This window comes from Bacillus cihuensis, assembly GCF_000504145.1.
In the GTDB taxonomy this organism is placed as follows: Bacteria; Bacillota; Bacilli; order Bacillales; family DSM-1321; genus Peribacillus; species Peribacillus huizhouensis.
Genome location: NZ_KI632497.1, coordinates 682,195 through 699,882 on the forward strand (window position 1 = coordinate 682,195; position 17,688 = coordinate 699,882).

General features: G+C 36.9%; 14 protein-coding genes and 1 pseudogene. 1 reads left to right on the forward strand and 14 read right to left on the reverse strand.

The genetic code is table 11. The annotated features are described in order from the left end of the window. Positions 1-46: 46 nt before the first annotated feature. Positions 47-967, reverse strand: coding sequence for a cation diffusion facilitator family transporter (locus tag V179_RS0121440; protein ID WP_028393300.1), 921 nt, complete (start codon positions 965-967; stop codon positions 47-49). Positions 968-1,558: 591 nt separating this feature from the next. Between V179_RS0121440 and V179_RS30265 the strand changes: the two are divergent. Then, positions 1,559-1,669: pseudogene (locus V179_RS30265) on the forward strand (YjcZ family sporulation protein); the annotation flags it as partial. 371 nt (positions 1,670-2,040) lie between these two features. On the opposite strand, the gene V179_RS0121455 reads toward V179_RS30265, so the two are convergent. From V179_RS0121455 to V179_RS0121515, 13 genes are all read right to left on the reverse strand, one after another. Further along, positions 2,041-2,634, reverse strand: coding sequence for a DedA family protein (locus V179_RS0121455; protein WP_028393302.1), 594 nt, complete (start codon positions 2,632-2,634; stop codon positions 2,041-2,043). Between the two features lie 671 nt (positions 2,635-3,305). Then, positions 3,306-3,434, reverse strand: a complete 129-nt coding sequence (locus V179_RS32090) for a hypothetical protein (protein ID WP_268745211.1) — start codon at positions 3,432-3,434, stop codon at positions 3,306-3,308. Positions 3,435-3,782: 348 nt separating this feature from the next. After that, positions 3,783-4,925, reverse strand: a complete 1,143-nt coding sequence (locus V179_RS0121465; RefSeq protein WP_028393303.1) for a mannitol-1-phosphate 5-dehydrogenase — start codon at positions 4,923-4,925, stop codon at positions 3,783-3,785. A 5-nt stretch (positions 4,926-4,930) separates the two neighbouring features. Continuing rightward, on the reverse strand, positions 4,931-7,021 hold the full coding sequence (locus tag V179_RS0121470; protein WP_028393304.1) for a BglG family transcription antiterminator: 2,091 nt from the start codon (positions 7,019-7,021) through the stop codon (positions 4,931-4,933). A 380-nt stretch (positions 7,022-7,401) separates the two neighbouring features. Continuing rightward, positions 7,402-9,309 carry a PTS mannitol transporter subunit IICBA gene (locus V179_RS0121475; protein WP_028393305.1) on the reverse strand — a complete coding sequence of 636 codons (1,908 nt, stop codon included), beginning with the start codon at positions 9,307-9,309 and terminating at the stop codon, positions 7,402-7,404. A gap of 376 nt (positions 9,310-9,685) precedes the next feature. After that, the gene (locus V179_RS0121480) at positions 9,686-10,015 is read right to left on the reverse strand and encodes a YnfA family protein (protein WP_200868692.1); all 330 of its coding nucleotides are present in this window, start codon (positions 10,013-10,015) and stop codon (positions 9,686-9,688) included. Positions 10,016-10,436: 421 nt separating this feature from the next. After that, a complete protein-coding gene (locus tag V179_RS0121485) occupies positions 10,437-11,516 on the reverse strand; it encodes a copper resistance D family protein (RefSeq protein ID WP_235179184.1) in 1,080 nt (359 codons plus the stop codon). Beyond that, positions 11,513-12,091 (reverse strand): copper resistance CopC family protein, encoded by a 579-nt coding sequence (locus tag V179_RS0121490; protein WP_028393308.1) that lies wholly within the window; start codon positions 12,089-12,091, stop codon positions 11,513-11,515. The genes V179_RS0121485 and V179_RS0121490 overlap by 4 nt, the downstream gene beginning before the upstream one ends. Next, complete coding sequence (locus V179_RS0121495) at positions 12,091-12,714, reverse strand: class I SAM-dependent methyltransferase (protein ID WP_028393309.1); 624 nt, start codon at positions 12,712-12,714, stop codon at positions 12,091-12,093. The genes V179_RS0121490 and V179_RS0121495 overlap by 1 nt, the downstream gene beginning before the upstream one ends. A 71-nt stretch (positions 12,715-12,785) precedes the next feature. Continuing rightward, positions 12,786-14,921, reverse strand: coding sequence for a heavy metal translocating P-type ATPase (locus V179_RS0121500; RefSeq protein ID WP_028393310.1), 2,136 nt, complete (start codon positions 14,919-14,921; stop codon positions 12,786-12,788). Continuing rightward, the gene (locus tag V179_RS0121505) at positions 14,911-15,282 is read right to left on the reverse strand and encodes an ArsR/SmtB family transcription factor (RefSeq protein ID WP_028393311.1); all 372 of its coding nucleotides are present in this window, start codon (positions 15,280-15,282) and stop codon (positions 14,911-14,913) included. The genes V179_RS0121500 and V179_RS0121505 overlap by 11 nt, the downstream gene beginning before the upstream one ends. Before the next feature lie 176 nt (positions 15,283-15,458). Further along, a complete protein-coding gene (locus tag V179_RS0121510) occupies positions 15,459-15,956 on the reverse strand; it encodes a PCYCGC motif-containing (lipo)protein (protein ID WP_028393312.1) in 498 nt (165 codons plus the stop codon). Between the two features lie 308 nt (positions 15,957-16,264). Beyond that, a complete protein-coding gene (locus V179_RS0121515) occupies positions 16,265-17,683 on the reverse strand; it encodes a SpoVR family protein (RefSeq protein ID WP_028393313.1) in 1,419 nt (472 codons plus the stop codon). Positions 17,684-17,688 lie beyond the last annotated feature (5 nt).

Here is a 17,688-nt window from a genome sequence, read left to right on the forward strand (position 1 = left end):
ATTTTTAAATGTAGGCAAGACCCTTCGCGAGACAATCTTCAGCCAATCAATTACATGTTTCATGTGGGGTTGGGCATCCTTTATCATAGCATTCGACTTGTAGTGTGCTATGCTCAATACTGAATTGATCATGTAGCAATTTTTGCGCTTCATGAAGTACGGTGTCATGACCAACTGTTTTGTCTATAGCAATATGACAACTCAAACTCATATAGCCAGATGTAATAGACCAAATATGCAAGTCATGTACATCCTTAACATGGGCAATTTTTAATAATGCAGATTTTACTTCTTTTACATTCACTTGAGCAGGTGTACCTTCCATTAATATATGGAATGATTCCTTTACGACCCTCCAGCCACTAATAATGATTAAGATCGCAACAATAATACTTGCAATTGGATCAGCAATGCCCCAACCGAAGAAATAGATGATCAGAGCAGCAACAATGGCCCCGACCGAACCGAGCAAATCACCGATAACATGTAAAAAAGCACTTCTGACATTTAGATTTTCTTTATCACCGCTCATTAATATCCAAGCGGCGATAATATTTACAATCAACCCTATCACAGCAATTGTCAGCATGCCGACACTTTGAACTTCAGGCGGGTTTTGAAAACGACGAATTGCTTCAATAAAAATAACAACAGAGATTACGATTAATGTGAGACCATTTAAAGCAGCCGCGATAATTTCAAATCGCTTATACCCAAATGATTTTGATTGTGTCGCTTTTCGTTCACCAAGTTTAATCGCAGCAAAGCTCAACCCTAATGCAGCAGCATCGCTAAGCATATGGCCAGCATCCGATAATAGCGCAAGGCTATTCGTGATAAATCCTCCTATTACTTCCACCACCATAAAAATGGAAATTAATAAACATGAACTCAGTAATGCTTTCTTGTTTGCTGAGTGATGATGGTGATGACCGTGATCATGTGAATGTCCGTGGTGATGCCCCATACTAAATCCTCCTATCCCTAAAAAACATATTTTTATTAGGCCATATTAAAGCTCTTTGTTGATTTTGACACTATGTTGATTGGAACGGAAAGCGTGAGACTCCCGCGGAAAGCGAACACCTTTTGTTTCAATCAACAGGTAAATTTAACAGAGCCTTATATTAAATAAATTACAGCTACGGACGCTAGATGCCCATCTAAATCGGGCTTACCATCCGTTAATGCGGGATAAATCCAATCATGTTTAGTATGGATGAAAAGAGAATTTGTTTCAACGGAATTGCACAAAACGAATCTGCAATATAATTTCTATAAGTTTGTTACTATTATTCCCCAAACATACTTTTTTCGATTTCTCTTGGAATTTGCGTTTATACAGATTCGCAACTTAATCGGAATCCTCATCGAAAAAGACTAATCCTAAATGAAATCTTTTGATCTACTATAGGTCAACCGGTCTTGAACAGCATCATCCAACGCCAATTTTAAAACAGACAAACATTTTTGGGTATTAGACATATGATGAATTAGCTTAGATCATTTAAGTTTACTAAGCCACTATAAAGCTTTTCAATATTGAGGAGGATTTACTATGTCTTGCGTAGAAGATCGCGATTGCGGTGGATTCAATAATGGTTTTGCTTTAATTATTGTGTTATTTATTCTTTTAATTATTATAGGGTGTGGATTCGTCGGCGGCTTTGGTGGAGGCTATTCAGGGGGTTACCCAGGAGGCTATGGCTGCTAATAAAGGGAAACTTCAATATGCATTGGGATTCATTCCAATGATTGTTAGTCCCCCACCTACCTTCTTTGTTCCTCATAAGCATGAGGTGTGGGCCTTGACTTCCCATAAATGCGAAATAAACTTAAATAATCATGGAAGGCGCTTGTATACGCGCCTTTCTTCATTGTGTTTCGCTCTAAATCTAATTATTGTTTCGTCGTATGAATTAAGTCCATTTGAAGGGCACTTATGATATATGGGTAAAAATGCTTCTAAGATAGTCTGTTAGAAAAAGGAAAAAGCTTGCAGAGATAAAAATGACTCTCTCAACAAGCTAATGTTTCAATTTAGTTTGCTCTCTTCACTTTCTTTGCCTTCACAAACATCCAAATGATGATAATTGCAATTGGGATGAGAAGAAGGTTTGCATATTGACCGAAGATTGCACCGGCCTTTTCCCACTGAGGACCGAGCTTATAGCCTAGATAAACATAAATAGCTGTGACAGGTAGCATAGCCACATAGGTATATACAATAAACTTCCAAATATTCATCTTCATCATACCACATGGGATAGATATAGCTGTTCGGACACCCGGTATAAATCGTCCGAAAAAAGCCACACTCCCACCGTATTGTTTAAAAAAATGATCTGCTTTATCAATATGTACTTCTTTCACAAGAAAGTATTTACCGAATTTCAAAACAATCGGTCTACCGCCATAACGTCCTAATGCATATAATGTTAAAGGTCCTAACACACCGCCAATCGAACCCGCGAAAATTGCCATATAAAGATTCATATCTCCTTCGTACACCCAATAGCCTGCAAGCGGCAACACAAGCTCTGCTGGTACAAATTCAAAGGTCAAAGCAAGCATGATTCCAAAATAGCCCAAACCTTTAAAAGCCTCGATCATATCCATAATCATGGATTCCATTTGTAATACCTCCATCTTCTAACAATTGCATATTAACCCCCTATGGCGTTAAAACGCCACCATTCATTTACTATGAAGATCCATCAGCACCCTACACTCACCTAATCTCAATGGTGGTGGTGCGGAGCAGGATTTTGGAGTATTTTCTTAATAAAGGTAGTATATTTACACAGTAGATTTGGCTATTTAAGTAGGTCGGGAAGCCCTGTCTCCATGTCCTACATACTAAAAAGGATACCAGACAATGGCATCCGTTTCATTCTGACAAGTAACTGTCACCTATAAAACAATTGTTAGCCAATCTACTCTTCTACGATACGACCAGTCTATACTCTAATTAGAGTATAATATACAAGTCTTTCCGTCAAATCCAAATTACTAGAACAAGTTCTAGAGAGCTATTTTCATAGAATCTTCTCATTTTATTCATAATTTATTCATCTTTATCATATACTATAAAGAATAAGCAACTTACCTTTTTCTCCTTATCTGAATCCAGCAACTTTTGTTGGATTTTTTTATGTAATCTTTGTCATTCCCTTGAGATTTACATAAGAATAAAAGGGTTAGACTTCAGAACAACTAAACAAAGTAAGATACGTGTATGAAACACTTCATACTGATTTAGAGTGTTAAGCCTGGCCCTTATTATCCCTTTTATTTGACAAACTTTAATCAGCATTCTTGACAACATAAGTTTGCTTAATTTGATTATATTCTTGTTCAGTAATAATTCCAAGTTTCCTAAAGATCGCTGAATACCCAACTATTTTCTTTTGAGTTCGCTGTGAATAAGACATCTCTTTCCCTCTCCTTTTTATATAGAGTATTCGAAAAATGTTTACTTCGTGCAACATAATTGCTACAAGTAATAAAAAGTGGGATTATACTCAGTTTAATAATAGTATTATTAAACCGAAAATTTAACATACTGTTTTCGTCTTACCCTATTAAAAACACCGTCCTTGTTAGAACGGTGTTTTAATAATGAAAATTTTAGGATTAAGGCTCTGTTAAACTTGCCTATTGATTGAAACGTAAGGCGTTCGCTTTCCGCGGGAGTCTCACACCTTCCGCTCCAATCAATATATTGCCAAAATCAACAACGAACTTTAACATAGCCATGATAGAAAAAACTAAACATATATTTATTTTTTTAATACATTGTAATGCTTAATAACTTCCTGCGTAATTTCACTATTTTCATCTAATCCACTTACTTCTTTTAGCACATGCCCGACACCATGTTCTTGAATCATAGCTTGCAATTGTACTGCTTCTTCATCTTCATTGTTATCAAAAAGCAAGGCTGAAGCGATTGCCTTCGTAAGATTCGTGTAAGATAATCCAGCTTTTTTTGCTTCAGTAGCTGGGCGCACTAGACGGTCATTTGCTCCAAGCTTGCGAAGAGGTGAGCGTCCCACTCTAGTCACATCATCATTTAAATAAGCATTTTTAAAGCGATTAATAATTTTATTAATATATTGTTGATGCTCCTCTGGATTTAAACCATATCGCTTGATTAAATAGGCACCAGTTTCACCAAGAGTTGCTAGAACTTGTTCGAAAATCCTTTCATCGACCAATGTTTGGTCAATCGTCGACTTATTCTCAAGATAACCAAGATACGCAATTACAGCATGCCCCGTATTCACTGTAAAAAGCTTTCTTTCAATAAATGGTGCAAGTTCTGGAACAATAGTCATCCCTTCAATTGGCGGAATGCTTTCACTTGTTTCTACAACCCATTCATAATAAGGCTCAACTAAAACATCAAGAGAATCTTGATTGTTTTGGATTGGAACAATACGGTCAACAGCAGAATTAAAGAAATAGACTTTTCCAGATAAATTTTCTTTAGTCTCTTCATCTAAACTATCTAATATATAGCCTTTTAATAAGTCTGTTGCCGAGATTTGATTCTCACAGGCAATTACATAGATTTTTTCATCATTTTCTTTAACTCGAGCAGCCAAGCCCTTTGCGATCAATGGCGCAATACGTGGTAGGATATTCGGTCCAATTGCAGTCGTTAAGTAAGTCGCACCTTTTATCGCTTCAATAACTTCATTTTCTTGTCTCATATTATTTAATCCGGATACATTTTCTATCGTTACAGCTTCTTTCTGATCTGTGGCCAATTTAACCTGATACTTCTTCTTCTCATTTAACTGATTAATGATTTGATCCGCAAGATCAATAAACGTTACATGATAACCAGACTGTGAAAAAAGAGCTCCAATAAATCCTCTTCCAATGTTTCCTGCTCCAAAATGTACTACTTGTTTCATTCATATCATTCCCTTATTAAATTAGTATGTAAATAATCTAGAAAAACGGTCTCTAATTTTTCGCGTATCATGTCCTCATTCGACGAGGAGAAAATCATAATTGATTCGTTATTTTCAATTAAACTTGTACTTATCAAGCTGACGATCTCCTGCTTACTTACACTTAATTCCTCTGGAGCTAACATTAACAGCAGATTCTTCATAAACATGTCATTGCCGTCCATCCCTTTTATTAGACAAGGCTCTTCTAAATGGGCGATTTGGAAAATCAGCTCATGAACGTTCTCACTCCTACAGTGAAAAAGCGCCATTCCTGTGTTCGGAATACCAAGCCCGCCTTTTCTTTCCCTATCCATTAACAATTCAAACACTTCATTTGGATGAATTAAAAGGTTTTCCTCTGCCGCCATCCATACCATTTCTTCAATGACTTGTTCATAGCCTTTTAAATGAGGTTTCCGATACACTCGAAAATGATTTAGAACAGCAAGGATACTTTCTTGTACGTCCTTCAACTCTTGTAAGATTTCCCTAATCCCACCCTTTGCTACACGGGGCGTGGAAGATTCTGTTGGCGCCGATGTTTTATAATGCTTATTTTTTGTTAATTTCTCGATGTTATTCCGTAAAAACTTCCTGATTGTTAATATATTTTCTTCAGTTAACAGTGGAGATACTAGAATATTATCAATGTCGATAAAAGGAAGCCGGACGGTGGAGATAATCACATCAAAGTTTTTTAAGTTTCCATGCCTCTGAAGATCTTTAATCGAACTTATTTCTACTGTATCAATCTCTGCAATTTCCTTTTTTATTCGGCTTGCTAACATCTTGGAAGTGCCAATACCGGTTGGGCATACGATTAGCGCTTTTATTGATATTGCTTCTTCTCTCATAACGAGAGCTGATCCAAAATGCAAGACAATGAACGCAATCTCATCTTCAGGGAAAAAATCAATTTCTGCAAATTCCTTTTCTACGCTATTTTGTACGGCCATAAATAGAACCGGATACTTTTGTTTGATTTCCTCTTTAAGCGGGTTAAAAAGTCTCATTTGTTGTTTAAGCCGAAACAAAGAAGGTTCCATATGAGCGAGAAGCCCTTGATACAAAGAAAAATCCTTGGTTAAATCTACATGTAACTTTGAAGACACATTTCGGATGAAACTTTTTACCTTTTGACTAAGTACAACACTATCATAAGGAATAGTATCAGCTGCTTGAAGCTTGGAACCTTTAAGAATAACTGCCAAATAAATGAAATCAGATTCTGTAAATACTACTGAGTACGTTTTTTCTAATTCCTTACATATGTTTACGATTAAATTATATTCTTCAGTTAGTTCATAAGAATAGTCTATATAATCTTCTAACAGATAATCAGCTTCTGTTCTTTGCATCGTAATACACATATGAACAATTAATCCGATATAATCGCCATCTGCAAGACGTGTTTGTAAACGATTTAAAGTAGCCATAACTAAACGATCAATAGTAAGAAAATACTCAGGAAGAAAATAATACAAGACCATTTCTTTCGAGTATTTCCCAGTTTGCAATAAAAATAAATTCTCAATAAGTTCTTCACTAAAATACAGTAAGAAGTAGTTTGCCAAGGCTTTTCGTTTATTTACTTCCGTTCCGAAAAGCTCAACCCCTACTCCTCTTTTTCTTGTTATTTGCACATCTGAATGTGTTAGTAACTCTGTTAATTCATCCAAGTAGGCAGTCAATGTTGTAATGCTGACACCTAAACTAGCGGCTAACGACTGGATTTTATATGATTCTTCTTGCAAAAGTGCAATGAGCAGCTGCAGTTTTTTTTCCTCTGGTGTTTCATCAATTGTCTGGATCCCCATTAAGTATTGGATCAGTCGAAATATTTGTTCATTCTTTCCCTCAATCATGAGTCCCTTATCTGAATTACGGACTAAATCAAGCTTATATGACTGGAGAATTTTTTCGATCGCTTTTAGATCGCGATGAATGGTTCTGACACTTACATTTAAATAATTTGCAATAGAAAAAGCAGTATGTTTTCCAGATGTTTTAATAATTAATTCAATAATTGCTTTTTCCCTTGAGGTAATATACATGATACCAGCTCATTTCATTAGAAAAGCGCCAGGCGCAGGTTCCGGCGAAAAGCACAAGACTTAGCAAGCTGCATTGGGAGTGTTCTGCTCCCCAGTTTGTTTGTCTTGTGACTCCAGAGCCGATCGCCGCCTTGCGCTAGAAACCATACTTGTTATAAGAATCATTTCTCATAAATAAAGTGAAACTTCAATCAGTGTGTTCAGTTTCAAACTGAATATTAGTTGAACCAATCCGGCTTTTACGGGCAGTTATCCCCTACCTAATCTTCTTCGATTCCTCTAAGTTTTGAGGCAGGGGTTTACTGCCCGTTAATGCGGGATAAAAGGGAATAGAAAAGCGCATATACATGACACTTTTCTAATACGTTACATAAAATTATTTATTCTTTACCTAAAATATCCATTAATTCTTGGGCTGTTTTCGCTTCAACTAACTTTTCAATATTCTCCATATCGGAACACGTCACAGCTATTCCAGATAATATCTCAAGATGTGTACCATCTTTTCCTGCAATTCCGAAAATCAATCGTACTTTTTGGCCATCAAAGTCCACTCCATTTGGTACTTGTAAAACGGTAAAGCCCGATTTAAGGACCGCTTTCTTCGCTTCTTCAGTACCATGTGGGATCGCAACATCATTTCCCATATAGGTTGAAGTCATTTCATCTCGAGCAATCATGGCTTCAATATAACTTTCGTCAACATATCCAGCGTTCACTAATGCTCGTCCAGCGAAGCGAATGGCCTCTTCTTTATTAGCGAACTCTTGATTAAGAAATACATTTTCCGGACGAAGTAAGCTATCATTGTCATTCTCACTATCAGGGTTACCAGGTACGACTTCTTCAGCCTCTTCAACGATTTCATGAAGCTCTGCATTGGCAGGAAACTTTAATTGGCTGATTAATCGATCATATTCTGGACTTGATAAGAAATTATCCACTGAAATGTGATAAGCATTCGGTACTTGTTTCTGTGCTCTTGGTGTCAGTTCTTCTTGTGTGATGACAATTTGTGCATCAGACGGGAGATTACTAATAGCTGTATTGGTAACAGCGATATCCATTCCTGCTTCCTTCACTTTCTTGCGAAGAAGAGAAGCCCCCATTGCGCTAGACCCCATTCCGGCATCGCATGCAAAGAAGATTTTATTCACGTTATCCGGCATCGTACCTTGTGAGACAAATACATCTGCAACCGAACTTTTCTTGCCTTTCATTTCTTGCATTTTTTTTGCTGCATCTTCCAGGCTTTCTTCAGTTTGCTTACCTGTTTTCAGAACAAAAGCAGAAATAATAAATGATACAATTGCAGCTACTATGACGCCTGCAAAGTTCGCAATAAACGCACTTGTATGATGTGGAGTAACCGCGGCAATTGCTAGAATACTACCAGGTGATGAAGGAGCGAATAGTCCTCCATTTAAAAGAACTAATGTAAATACGCCACTCATTCCGCCCAGTATAACGGCAAAAAATAACATCGGACGCATTAATATATATGGGAAGTAAATCTCATGGATTCCGCCAAAGAATTGGATAATAGCAGCTCCTGGTGCTGATTTCTTAGCTGTCCCTTTTCCAAAAATACTATAAGCAAGCAAGACGCCGATACCAGGTCCTGGGTTTGCCTCAAGTAGAAATAATACCGACTGTCCAGTCTGTTTAACTTGTTCAATACCAATTGGTGAAAGAACACCATGATTAATTGCATTATTCAAGAACAAGACTTTAGCAGGTTCAATGATGATGCTTGTTAAAGGCAATAATCCTGCCGCTACGAGCCCATCAACGCCACTGACTAACCATCCTGTAAACACAGTAACAGCAGGTCCAATTGCTTTAAAAGATAGAATAGCTAGAATTCCACCAAGTATACCTGCTGAGAAGTTATTAACAAGCATTTCAAAGCCAGCTTTGACCTTCCCTTCAGTCCACTGATCAAATTTCTTGATCGCATAACCGCCAAGCGGCCCCATAACCATGGCACCAAGGAACATTGGAATCTCTGCGCCTACGATGACACCCATTGTTGCAATAGCCCCAACAACACCACCGCGCTGATCATGTACAATCTTACCGCCTGTATACCCTATTAATAGAGGCAGCAAGTATTTAACCATTGGGTCAACCATCTGACCCAAGCTTTCACTTGGAAAGAACCCTGTAGGAATAAAAAGTGCAGTAATTAACCCCCACGCTATGAAAGCTGAAATATTCGGCATGACCATCGAACTAAGGAAATTACCGAACTTTTGTACAGCTACTTTTATATTAAGTTGAGCCATTTTCTCTCTTCCCTTCATTATTATCATGATTTAATGGTAAAGGACGAGTCTCAAGCATTCAATAACGAAGAAAGCTAACTTTGTCGCGACAAAGGAGACAAAGATATTGTTTCTCAATTGTATAGGTGTTATCCATAAATAGTATTCTTACTTATACAAGAAAAAAACATAGAACAAGACGAACTTCAATCATTTTTTAGACAAAAGCTGTAATTTTGCATGTTATAATGTATTTCTATTTGAAACTTCGGAAGAAAAAGTCAATCTAAGCTAAAATTTTTTGTTACTCATTACATCCCCTGCTTCATACAACAGTTATGTAATTTAATTAATATTACTTTTTTATACCTTATATTCGTTTTCTTTGCTTGACCCATTATTGCCTTGGTGCCCATAACATAACAGACACACCAATTAAACAAATGACAGCACCTACCCAATCGTACAAATCTGGAGTTTTTTTATCGACTCCCCATCCCCATAAAACTGATAGTATAATAAATACCCCCCCATAGGCTGCATAAACGCGACCAAACGAAGGAAATGTTTGAAACGTAGCAACAACTCCATATAAAGCTAGAGCAAGTCCACCTAACATTCCCAAATAAAAGGGCCTTCCTTCACGAAGCCATAGCCAAATGAGATAACCTCCTCCAATTTCTGCTAATCCAGCAAGTAAGAAAACAGCAATCGTATAAATAATCATCTTTACTCACATTCTCCCTAATACATATTGGTAATATTTATTATACATGATCCCATTCAAAATTCGCTTCATTCTCCATAGCCTATTGGAAATAACTCCAACTAAATGTGTAGCATCGACAATCTAAATATCCTTTCACCAGAACTTTTCATTTAAATAGGCTATGTGGTCTTAAAAATTGGGTATGTTATACTTGCCAGGTGATTGAAACGAAAGGCGTCCGCTTTCCGCGGGCGGTCCGGGAGACTCGTATCTCCCACAGGTGTCTCACGTCTTGCGCTGCAATCAACATAGTCCCAATAACAACAATGAGCTTTAACATAGCCTAAACATTAAATTACAAGAAAAAGCCATCCTCCTTTAACAAGAAGATGACTTTGAAATACATTTAGAAATAATAACAACATATTTGTATATGGATCTATACTGTCATTGATAACATCAATCCCATATACATGGCAACCATAAAACTTATTCCGAATAGCAATCCTATATATGGTTTTCTATTTTTAAAACTTACAATAATCATCGCCAAAAATACACATGACATAATGATTAACAATATAGTTTGAAAAAATGGTATGAACTGTACATGCAACGGAACAACAATATCTTTACCTAATATCCATTCTACCCATGTAGAGGCACCTTCAGAAATAACTGTCATATCAATCGCATGAGGGGGCGATAATGTCCCCATTACAGCGGTGAAATAGAATACAAACATTAATAAAATACTTTCACAAATTAACCACGGACGTGGGTTGAAAGAAGAATGATTCATTGCTTTTTTCACTAGAAATCCATTAACAAAAGCAAAAACAACGACAGGTATAATGCTAATATGTTTTAGCAACAGCATCTGTCCATAGGGTAAGACCCAAGATTTCACATAATCTTTCGGTTCTACAATAGGTATCATCAACATAAATCCACTTAGTACAATTACGACTAAACAGACGATAGCAAATGGTGTAAACCAGCGCAAAAATTTTAACCAAGAGGAATGATTTTTTGAAAACCATGAAATATGTATGAGTATACCTGTCCATAAAGAAACGATTAAAAAATGTGTCGTATGAGAGAATAGCCCCTTCCAAAAAGACAGCGATGCATTATGGCTAGCATATCCTACTCCCAGAATCATTAAGAATAACAACAATGCTTGTAAATATTTAGATCCTTTTACATAGATGGTCATCCACAAAAACGTTGCCATAAAACCTATGAAAACCCACGACTTTCCAATCTGAAATTCAGTTAGTACTGTCATGGTCGCCTGCTGCATCCCTACACTGTCCGTAAAATAGGAGATGACTTTCACAATCGGCATTAAAGTAAAAATAATGACACCAAGAGTTGAAAGTAGTAATACAGATTTAGAGACATTCAGCTTTGGCTTACTTTCTTCTGGTACAAACTGCAATGCGATATGTCCGGCCAAAATCGAAAACATCAGATAATTTCCAAATTCCGAAATCGGAATTAGTATATTCATCATTTACGTTTCTTCTTGAACAATACAACTAGACCCATGATTAAAATGGCTAAAAGAAGTACTGTAATAATTGTTGTTACTGTTTTGGTAGATGTTTGATCTTTTGTTTGATCTTTTGTTTGATCTTTTGTTTGATCTTCTGTTTGAGTCTCTATTTTATCTTGCTGTTCATTCTCTTGTTTGTTTTCTTCTACTTTTGGTGATGTTGTTTCATTTCTATCACTCGTTTGTTCTATTTGTACAGTGAATGAAACCTTGCCAGTTATGGGATGCCCGTCTTCCCCCACAATATTCCAATCAATGATATATGAACCATTCTCAAGTGGTGCAGATAGTGTTCCAACCATTTGCTTGTCTTGTACTAGGATTTGAGAAAGTGGTACTTCTATTCCATCTTTCAATACCTTCATGGTGCTTAGTTTTTCAACCGTTCCTGCGTAGTCGAGCGTGATTTCTTTAAGTTCGTCGGTCACAATTTGACCTTCTTTAGGATTGGATGAAACTAGTTTAGTGTGTGCACTTGCCATTGTAGGGATTGATATGAACATACATATCAATATAAAGAGTAACTTTTTCATTATCGATCCTTTCTTTTGACTAATATTTTTCTATACAACCCTTTCATCATAACATGTTTATCCTCGATAATTTCGCAAGCATTTTCGACAATTTTGTAAACTTCATAAAAATCTAGCCCGATATCAGTACCGATTACTTTAATGATTGGACGCAATACTTTTTGCCCTATACTCATCTTTTTATTTTTTGGTACAAACTTATCAAACACTAAGAATCTTCCATTCTTTTTTAATACTCTGACCATCTCTTTTATAGTTTTTTTCGCATCTGGTACAACTGTTAGAGTTAAGTTAGCGACGATAAAATCAAATGTTTCATTCTCAAACAGCAACTGCTGCGCATCCATTTCTCTAAATGTTATCGATGGATCAGCAAATTTCTTTTTTGACTGTTTCAACATATCTGTAGAGTAGTCAATTGCAGTAATCTTATATCCCTTATTGAGAAGGTAAGGAAGGTCCGCTCCGGTTCCAACACCAATAACTAGAACTTTACTTCCTTGTTCAGGACTTACTACATCAAAAATTTCTTTTCTCGCTCTTAAAAACAATCCCGTATTAAAGACGTAATCATATACTGGTGCCCACCACTTATAAATAAAGATATTCCACTTGTTATTCAACGTAGCGCAAGCTCCCCTTACAATACATTTAAACTATCTGTAGTATCATCCCTCTGAAGCATCTTTCTCATTTATTTGTCTTTTAATCTAAGAAGCCGTAAGCTGTTGAGAGTAACAAGTATTGTAGCACCCATATCTGCGAAAATAGCGATCCAAAGTGTCAACCATCCAGGTACTACTAATAATAAAGCTACTAGCTTGATGCCTAATGAAAATGTGATGTTTTGTTTGATAATTGATAAAGCCTTTCTGCTGAGTTTTAGCGTATATGGCAGTTTTTCTAAATCATCTGCCATTAGGGCGACATCCGCCGTCTCTAAAGCAATGTCAGTTCCAGCACCGCCCATTGCGATTCCGACCGTGGATGCAGCAAGTGCCGGCGCATCATTTACACCATCTCCAACCATAGCTACTTTTTCATATTTACTTCTCAGATCCTTAATAAAAGCTAATTTGTCTTGGGGAAGTAACTCAGCCTCAATCTCAGAAACACCAACCTGGTTTCCAATTGCCTTTGCTGTACCTACATTATCCCCCGTCAACATAATCGTTCTCTGAATACCTAGTGAGTGAAGCTTTTCTATAACCGCCTTACTGCTTTCCCTCAATTCATCCGCGACCGCTAACAAGGCTAACACACGATTTGAAGTACCAAACAACATGACTGTTTTCCCCTGATTTTGCAATTCAGTGATCGTTTCTTCCATTGTTTCCGGGATTCCTTGCTGAATTATTTCACTAAATAAATAGGGACTTCCTACATAATACGTCTCATCTTTAATCTGTCCTTTTACGCCCTTCCCTGTAATGGCTATGAAGTCTTTGATACTAATTTCTTTATAAGAGATCCTTTCATCTTCTGCCTTTTTCATAATAGCTGAGGCTAATGGGTGTTGAGACCCGTTCTCTAAAGCTGCAGTAATGGCTAGAAGCTCATCCGAGTTCATATCTGTTTGTGGGAGATAATCCGTTACAACAGGTACACCTTTCGTCAATGTCCCCGTTTTATCGAAAGCGATGGCTTTAATTGAGCCCATCTCCTCCAAATGGATTCCTCCTTTAATTAAGACACCATTTCTGGCAGCATTTCCGATTGCTGTTACAATCGAAACAGGCGTTGAAATAACTAGGGCACAAGGACAGCCTACCACCAATACAGCTAATCCTTGGTAAACCCACTTGTTCCAATCAGCATCCAACATTAGCGGCGGAATAACAGCTAGCCCTAAGGCTATTAACATAATCACGGGTGTATAGTATTTTGCAAATCGATCCACGAAAGCTTGAGAAGGGGCTCGTTCCGCTTGTGCTTCCTCAACTAAGTGAATAATCTTAGCAATCGTTGTGTCATCCACAAGTTTAGTAACCCGTACTTCAAGCAAACCTTCCTCATTTAATGTTCCTGCAAATACTTCATCATCCACCTCTTTAGCAACAGGCACCGATTCACCTGTAATAGCCGCTTGATTAATAGTCGATTGACCGTTTACTACGACTCCATCCATCGCAATTTTTTGGCCCGGCTTAACAATCATAATATCGTCAATTTTAATGTCATCCACTTCTACTAAGAAATCCTTAGTACCTCTGCGAATTAACGCTTCTTTCGGGGCGATATTCATTAAGGAGCGAATCGATTGGCGAGCCTTATCCATTGAATAGGATTCTAATGCTTCACTGATTGCGAAAAGAATGACAACGGTAGCTCCTTCCCCCCATTCCCCAATAACAGCAGCGCCTATTACCGCGATCGTCATTAATGTCTTCATATCAAACTGAAAACGAATCAAGTTTTTAAATCCTGTGGTAAATAGACGATAACCACCAATAATCATAGAAATTACGTAAGCTAATATTGTCGGCACACTTTCTACCTCGTTCAATTGTCCATAAAGATATCCTAATAATAAAAAGACCAGCGAACCGATAACAGTTGAATGCTTTTTCAAAAAAGGCTCTTTAACAACTTCAATTCGTTGTTTTTCAGGCGTCACTTTTAAATTTTCAAACGCACCCGCTTTTTCTAGCGCTTTGATTGAGGTTTTACCAATCACCGTGATTTTCGATGCTCCAAAATTTATACTCGCATCCGTTACCCCATCCAAGTTCTTGACGTTTTTTTCAAATGTTGCAGCACAGCCTGCACAAGAAAAGCCCTGAACTCTATATACTGTTTTTTCTTCTGAAATGTCTAATTTATGATTCATGCACTTCCACCTCCTTTTGGTGCGTAAATGCAATTTGGATTAGTTGCCTAACATGATCATCATCTAAAGAGTAGAAGACTAATTTACCCTCTTTCCTATATTTAGCTAATCCTAAATTTCGAAGTAGCCTTAAGTGATGTGAGGCAGTTGCTGTTGTACATCCAACAATATTGGCAATATCACACACACATAATTCATCTTCTTCACATAACGATAACGCGATTTTAATTCTTGTATCATCAGATAACGCTTTAAAAATTTGTGAGACAGCCATTGTATTTTGATTAGATACAGATTCTTTAACTCTTTTTACTTTTGGCTCATCGACACAAGTTACTTCACATACATCTGTTTGCTTCATTTTTCCACCCCCCATTATTCAAATGTTTGTTTGATTATTAGTATATAAAGCATGATTTCAATAGTCAAATAATTGTTTGAATGTTATTAAATTTCAGCCACTTTTTCGATACAAAAAAAAGCAGACCTTCCATCAAGCATTTATGGCAGGTAAATGATAGATGGATGGTCTCATTTTTAAACTTCTGGAGTTGGTGTGGGCTTAGCGTATCCATTCTCATACTTTTTATCAATGGCTTTTCGAATTTCTTTAATAGACTTTCCTTCGCTATAATCAATCACCGATTGTGAAGCTATTTCTAAACAGACACCACATTTTGTTCCATGATCATCCCAAGTAATTGCACCATTACTTTTGTTTTCAAAAATAAAGCAATCATAGTTATTTTTATGGTTTACTGCTTCACCACATCCACAATAACAAGGAATTTTTTCAAGCAACTCTTTATGATTGGCAACGGCGGTATAGATTAATTTCATATCATCTGGCTTATCATCCAAAAATTTTGGCAATTCGTTCACTCCAGTTGTTTCTTCCCGAATATCGCCAATAACATGTCCAACATGTTCTTCTTCGTTATCATTTTTCTTTTCTTCCATAGTGGTATTTGAACACGCTGACACTAACCCAAGCAAAATACAGATCATCATAATTATTAAATATTTAGCTTTCATTTTTTTATCCCTCCCCTGCAAGTTAGGTAAAGTGTAAGCTCCTGGTTTCAAGATAACAAGCCCTATTGGCAATCTTTCTTTAATTTGTAAGAACTGAATCAATACATCTACTTCTAATAATTCTACATTTGGCTAAATAACAAAAGATGTCCCAAAAGGTCAGAACCAGCAAAACTAAAATCAGTTTAAGATATAAGTATAAGAAACACTTCATACTGATTTAGAATGAGATCAGACCCTTATAAGACATCCTTACCCTTTATCCCGCTTTAACGGGCAGTAAAACCCCTACTGATTGAAGTTTCACTTTATAAATATTTCCGATGAACACCTTTTCCATCATACGAAAAGAGTACTTCTTTTTTCTCCATTACCGATTCCAAATGAACAGTGCGTCCCCAAAGCTGGTAAATATAAGGAAGAACCTTCTCTAAATATTTCAAATCCAGCTCAATGTCTTCATACCAATGCTTCAGATAAAGCTCACCGTTTCTCAAATAATCACCATCATTAACCGTAATATATGGAAAGCCACCGTTTACTCGCATGCTAACGAGCTGATCCCGCACATGCTCCCATGCTTTATCTACTACCTTGTAATCTTTTCCTTGTTTTTGGAACAGATACATATCTTCCCTTGTCACTAATTCTTTTGTCAAATAATTCCTTATAAATGATATATCCGCTTCGATTTCTCGAACTTCAAACATCTTTTCACGCCCAGAATTCGGCTTGACGCCAAGTTTCTTCATTTCATCAGTTGGATTATTATATCGTTCTTCAATATCTTCAAAAATTTTCAACCCAAGGTAATATGGATTTATACTTGTACGTGACGGTTGAACCACTCCGGCATTTAGCTTGGCAAATTCCAAAGCTTCTCCCGTTGTCAAATCCAATTCTCTAACGATTCTTTGATGCCAATAAGATGCCCAGCCTTCGTTCATAATTTTTGTTTCAAGCTGTGGCCAAAAATAAAGCATTTCTTCACGCATCATTGTTAATATATCCCTTTGCCATTCTGTTAAATCGCGGCTGTATTGTTCAATGAATAGTAAGATGTCCTTTTCTGGCTGTGGAGGGAATTTCTTTTTCTTCTTCCCAACACTACGGATTGGTTTTTCAGTATGATCCAAAGACCATAAATCATCATATGCGGAGGCAATAGGCTTAATTTCATCCTCATCATTGTCTTCGTCCTCCTTGGACCAAGATAGTTTTGGCCGGATTAAAGACGGATCAATATGTTCATCAATGGCCAATACTGCATCTAGAAAGGTTTCAACCTCTTTTTTACCATGTAGAATCTCATATTGACGAATCCGATCAGCCGTGGCTGCCATGCTTTCGACCATATCACGCTTCGTATTCTGAAATCGTACATTATTTTTAAAGAAATCGCAGTGAGCAAGAACATGCGCAACAATCAATTTGTTTTGTATGAGTGAATTTGAATCTAACAAAAATGCATAGCAAGGATTCGAATTTATTACCAATTCATATATTTTACTCAATCCAAAGTCATATTGAATCTTCATTTTATGAAATTGTTTTCCGAAGCTCCAATGAGAATATCTAGTTGGCATCCCATACGCACCAAATGTGTAGATGATTTCTGACGGGCAAATTTCATACCGCATCGGATAGAAATCCAATCCGAACCCCTCTGCAATCTCTGTAATTTCACTTATCGCATTTTCCAAGGCTTTCTGATCAGCTGTATTCATCCGCC